This window comes from Candidatus Nealsonbacteria bacterium CG07_land_8_20_14_0_80_39_13, from assembly GCA_002779355.1.
Classification (GTDB): Bacteria; Patescibacteriota; Minisyncoccia; order Minisyncoccales.
Map to the genome: position 1 here is coordinate 1 of PEWS01000004.1, position 4,932 is coordinate 4,932.

Below are 4,932 nucleotides of genomic sequence, written 5' to 3' on the forward strand. Positions count from 1 at the left end.
CAACTCATTCATTCTTTCTTTCATTTTTTCGTATTTTTTTCCGTATTTTTTTAATTTTTTTTGATTTCTTTTATTTTTTTCCTTTTCATTTTGCCGTCTCACAACATCATTCTTTAAGTCTGACGCCTCTGTCTTCCATAGTCCTTTTGGGCGCTATGTGCACGTTCTGGAAATTCTATTCTATAATGTCATGATAAGCGTTCAAACGCCTTCTCAAAGGCGACTCAACGCTTATCACGACTATTTTTAAAGAACTTTAAATATTAAAAATAAATTAGCATACCTTGACTTTAATGTCAATAGTTTGTCAAGAAAAAACAATAGGGGGCGACTCAATGAGTCGCCCCCCCCCTCTTAGTAATTTTCGCAATATCAAAATTTCAGAATATCAGCAATTTAATTAACCTTTCAAATTGGGGAGGACTTCTTCTTTGATCTTTCTGGCTCCCTTTTTCACTTTAGCGATGTATTTATCTTTGTATTTTTTCAGCTGTCTTTCCAATTCGTTTTTTGTTTCATTGATGGCCAATTTCAAATCCCCTGAAGTTGCTTTCGCCCTCAATCCCCGCCCCGGCAGTTTCAATTGAGCTTCGGCTCTGAAAATTTCCCCCTGCAAATGATGATCTGTTGTCTTTTCAATCTCCACCCATATTTCTGCTGTCGGCTTTTCCTTCCCGCCTGGAGCTGAAAAACCCTTTTCATCTTCCTCAAGTAAATTTAAAAATTTTTTTAGAGAACCCATTTTCTCCTCAATGTAAGCATTAAGAGCTCCGCTTGATTTGATATTTGTCGCTTTGGTTATGATACGCATAGTTTTTTTATTTTTTATTTTCCCCGCCAAGGCGGGGTCGGCCTCTGGCCGAAATTCTTAATTGATATTCAGCGACCTATTTAACCTTATAACATAACCACCTCTTCTTCAAGTACTATATTAAATTTTTCCTTAACTTCCTTTTTTACCAAATCAATAAGAGCTATAACGTCTTTCGCTTCCGCTCCTCCAAGATTGATTATAAAATTAGCGTGCTTTTCTGAAATTTGAGCCTGGCCGATTGTTTTCCCCTTCAGTCCGCATCTTTCAATCAGAGCTCCTGCCCGCCACAATTTTTCGCTTTGCGAAAATTTGGGCGGGCCGGCTGTTGGATTTTTAAAAATACTGCCGGCTGACGGATAAATTAAGGGCTGAAAATTTCTTCTATGCTCAAGATGCTCTTCTGTTTTTTTTGCCTGTTTTTCTATTTCTTCTTTACTGCCTTTCCTTAATTCAATCTCCGCTGAAAGAATTATCAAATTCCCATTATGTTTAAATAGGCTATCTCTATAACTAAATCCGCACTCTTTTTTATTTAAAATTACAGTTTCAATTTTGGAATTTGAGATTTTTAATATTTCTACGGTTTTGACATTATCTGCCATACAGCCTCCAAACGCTCCTGCATTGCCCCTGATAGCTCCCCCGACTGTCCCCGGCACCCCAGCCACCCATTCTATGCCGGTCAACCCATTTTTAGCCGCCTCGCTGACCAATCTCGCCAAAGACGCTCCCGCCCCAGCCGTAACAAAACAATTTGAAATTTGAATTTTGGATTTGATTTGACATTTGATATTTGACATTTGGATTTTAATAACTATCCCCTCATATCCTTCATCTCTCACCAGCGTATTGCTCCCGCCTCCAAGAATAAAAAATGGAATACTGTTTTCCTTGGCCCAACTTATCGCTCTGATCAATTCCTCTTTTGTTTCGGCAACAAAAAAATACTTAGCCGGACCGCCAATTCTGAAAGTGGTGTGATCTTTCAATAAAACATTTTTTTTGATTCCCTTTAATTCCTCCATATTCATCATTTTAACACAAAATACATATCGAAAAAAATTGCTTTTATCGGTTTTTACAGTTAAAATATAAAAGGACGGATGTAGCACTCACTATTGACTTAATATTGGAGTCTACTCATCCGTCCATCGGAAACAGAAAACCCCGCGCATAAATTATGCGCGGGGTTTTCATTTCTAAATAATTTATTGCTCACCGCTCATCATTTTGTTTATCTTGGCTCTTGTCCCTGCCCCGACAAAACCGGTCGCTGTTTTTAATCCTAAAGGAGTTAAAATTTCAGCCACATATTTCTCCTGAAAACGACCAACTGCATTTTTTGTCAAAGTGAAAAAATTCCCGCTGACAACTCCCTCGGGATAAATTTCACTCCCTTGGGCTTTCAAAAATTCCTGAAGGCATTTGACATCAGAATCATTATTCAAGCCAAAGGAAAGATTTTTCCCCAATTCCTTGCAGGAAAAAGAACTTGGCTCTTTTGAGGTTTCCGGCTTCTGCGGGGTTTCAATTTGCGCCAATCTTTCTTTAAGCTGGCCAAGAAGCTTTTCTATTTCTGAAATTTTTGCCAAAACTTCCTGTTTCGACATATTCGAAACCGGCTTTTCAAAGGGATTGGAACTTTGAGTTTTTTCTTCCGCCGGAACCAGCGAAACTTCCCAGAAAAACGGAAATGACGGTTCAGGATTTACAAACCCGGATATCTTGCTTTGAATGGAGGGAATAATAATGACTGAATTAATACCGGCTCCAAAATCGGAAACTGAAATTTCTCCGATTTGGTAGCTGTTCAATTGGAAAAATTTAAGGACGCGGACGCCGGAAGAATCAATGGAGATATAAGGAACCTTGAAAAGATTTTCCGGATTGCCGACAAATTTCACTTTCAATGTGCCTTTCCCTCCAATAAATTTAATCCAGCTCCCTGACCAATTCTTAACGAAATTGGAAACGCCCAAAGTGCTCGCCCCGTTTAAGGGCAGAAAATTAACAGAGGGTATGATTTTTAATCCGGTCAAATTTTTATTTTTATAGCAATATCTTTCCCCCAAAGAACAATCATTAACCGCCATGGCAATGGTCCAATTGGTGAAAACTTGAGAAAAATCTTCCTTGAAGCCGTTATTTTTCAGGGCAATGTCAATGGAATTAATTCCTGTTTCTTTCATCCTCAAAGAATCGCTTAATATTTTCATTCCATATTGATCAACAAGGTATTGGATAAAAAGATTCAAAGCCCCGTAATCTTCCTCCTGGCTCGTCCACTCGGTGATTGAATCTGAAGGATTACGCGAAAAAACCCTCACTCTTTTTTCAAGATTGCTCCCCCCGTAGACATCATCATAACCCAGAAGGGTTGAGGAATAATCAGCTCTACCTTCATTAAGCCAGATATCTTCAGCCACGCCTCTTAAATTTTCCTTTTGATTAAAACTGATCAAATGGACAAATTCGTGGGCAAGCAGTCCTTTCAACCAAGGGCTATCAATATAATCCGTATTAAGATAAATCATTTCCCTCTGGTTTGATCTGGGGTTCTGTGTCTTTTCATATTCATCTCCGGAATTAAAATATCCCCCTGCTCCGGCTTTGAGAGGATGAAGCAGAACAGTAACTCTTTCATCCTTATCAATTCCCGGCCTCCATTCAGCTCCATAATTTGAGATTAACTTCGGATAAGCATTGTTGTGAAACTCGCTTCCCAAAAGATACAAAAACATGTTAAGCTCTTCATTTTTAGCAGGACTTAATGACTTCAACCATTCCTCGTCAATGTAAAAATAAAGACCTCCGCCCATTGATTTCAAAACAGCTGAAACTTCTTCCCTTTGATATTTATCGTAAAGATGGTCAACCGAAAAATTTATTTTTTCCCCCAATGAAGCGGCTGAAACAAAAAACGGCAGACAGCAGAAAATTACTCCTGCGAAAACCATCAGTTTGATTTTCCCCGCCAAGGCGAGGTTGGCCTCCGGCCAAAAAATTTTCATATTTTTATATTATCATATCAAAAAAAAGTTTTCCACAATTGACATATATTCTTTCTAAGAATAAAATTTAAGTATAGGGAAGTTTAGTGAGGATAGTCTCTTGTTAACTTCTCATCCTAAAAAAGTTTCAGAATGCGCGAAGTATTAAGAAACTAAACAAAACAATGGCAGCAAAGAAAAAAGCAAAAAAAGCAAGAAAGAAAAAGTAATTCCAAAACCGCCCCGCATTACTGCAGGGCGGTTTTCTTTTTCATAAAAAAAAGAAATCCTCAGAAAGGTTGAGGCGAGAGATGTTGACGTCAGACATCAACATCAATATTTAACTTTTATACAAAAAATTCAAAAACTCCTCTATCGTCAGTCCGGCATCTTCCTCTATTATTTTCTTTAAAAGAGGTTTCTTGATATCTCTTCCGCAATGAATGGGGATAATCGTTCTCCTTTTAGAAACCGGATTAAACATTATAAGATGAGAGCCTTTTTGACGCTCTTCTTCAAAATTCAGCTTTTTCAATATCCTGACTACTTCTTTAGCTTTTAAAGATGGAAGTTGCTTCATGTCTAAATCGCAACTTCAACTTTGCCCTGCAAAATTCTTGACTCTCTTGGGGGCATTATTTTGCTGGCGATCAAACTCTCTAAGTAAAGACTTATTGACTCTTTAATATTTTCTTCGGCCTCCTCTAATGTATCCCCCTGTGTATGACAACCCGGCAAAACTGGCGCAAAGGCAACATAACCGCCTTCAGGAGCGCTTTCATAAATAACCGAAAATGAAAAAAGCCTATTTTTTATATTTTTTTTGATCGTAGTCATAACGTAAGCGTATCACAAACCAAATAAAAAATAAACATGCAGAACGTTTGAGGCGAGTGACGTTGACGTGACATTGATGATGTTGACGTCAGACATCAACATCACATCAACATCAATAACATCAATAATCAGTGAAAATCAGCGTGTATCAGCGGTAATCAGCGGAGAAACAAAAAGTTCCCTTTGTCGGGAACTTTTTGTTTCTCTACAAGGAAGAGAAAATACTTGCTCTTTTGCCTGTTATTTGCCCAATAACGAATTCAGTTTGGTTCTGGTCGAGGAACCGATAAA

5 protein-coding genes are annotated in these 4,932 nt (G+C 38.1%); all 5 read right to left on the reverse strand.

Annotation, left to right across the window (positions count from 1 at the left end; genetic code table 11):
* Positions 1-400: 400 nt before the first annotated feature.
* Positions 401-811: a ribosomal subunit interface protein gene (raiA, locus tag COS96_00300; GenBank protein ID PIU44186.1), complete on the reverse strand. Its 411-nt coding sequence runs from the start codon at positions 809-811 to the stop codon at positions 401-403.
* Positions 812-897: 86 nt separating this feature from the next.
* Positions 898-1,848, reverse strand: a complete 951-nt coding sequence (locus COS96_00305) for a UDP-N-acetylenolpyruvoylglucosamine reductase (protein ID PIU44187.1) — start codon at positions 1,846-1,848, stop codon at positions 898-900.
* A gap of 174 nt (positions 1,849-2,022) precedes the next feature.
* Positions 2,023-3,825 (reverse strand): hypothetical protein, encoded by a 1,803-nt coding sequence (locus COS96_00310; protein PIU44188.1) that lies wholly within the window; start codon positions 3,823-3,825, stop codon positions 2,023-2,025.
* A 319-nt stretch (positions 3,826-4,144) separates the two neighbouring features.
* Complete coding sequence (locus COS96_00315) at positions 4,145-4,384, reverse strand: hypothetical protein (protein PIU44189.1); 240 nt, start codon at positions 4,382-4,384, stop codon at positions 4,145-4,147.
* Positions 4,385-4,386: 2 nt separating this feature from the next.
* Positions 4,387-4,641, reverse strand: a complete 255-nt coding sequence (locus COS96_00320; GenBank protein PIU44190.1) for a type II toxin-antitoxin system HicB family antitoxin — start codon at positions 4,639-4,641, stop codon at positions 4,387-4,389.
* Positions 4,642-4,932 lie beyond the last annotated feature (291 nt).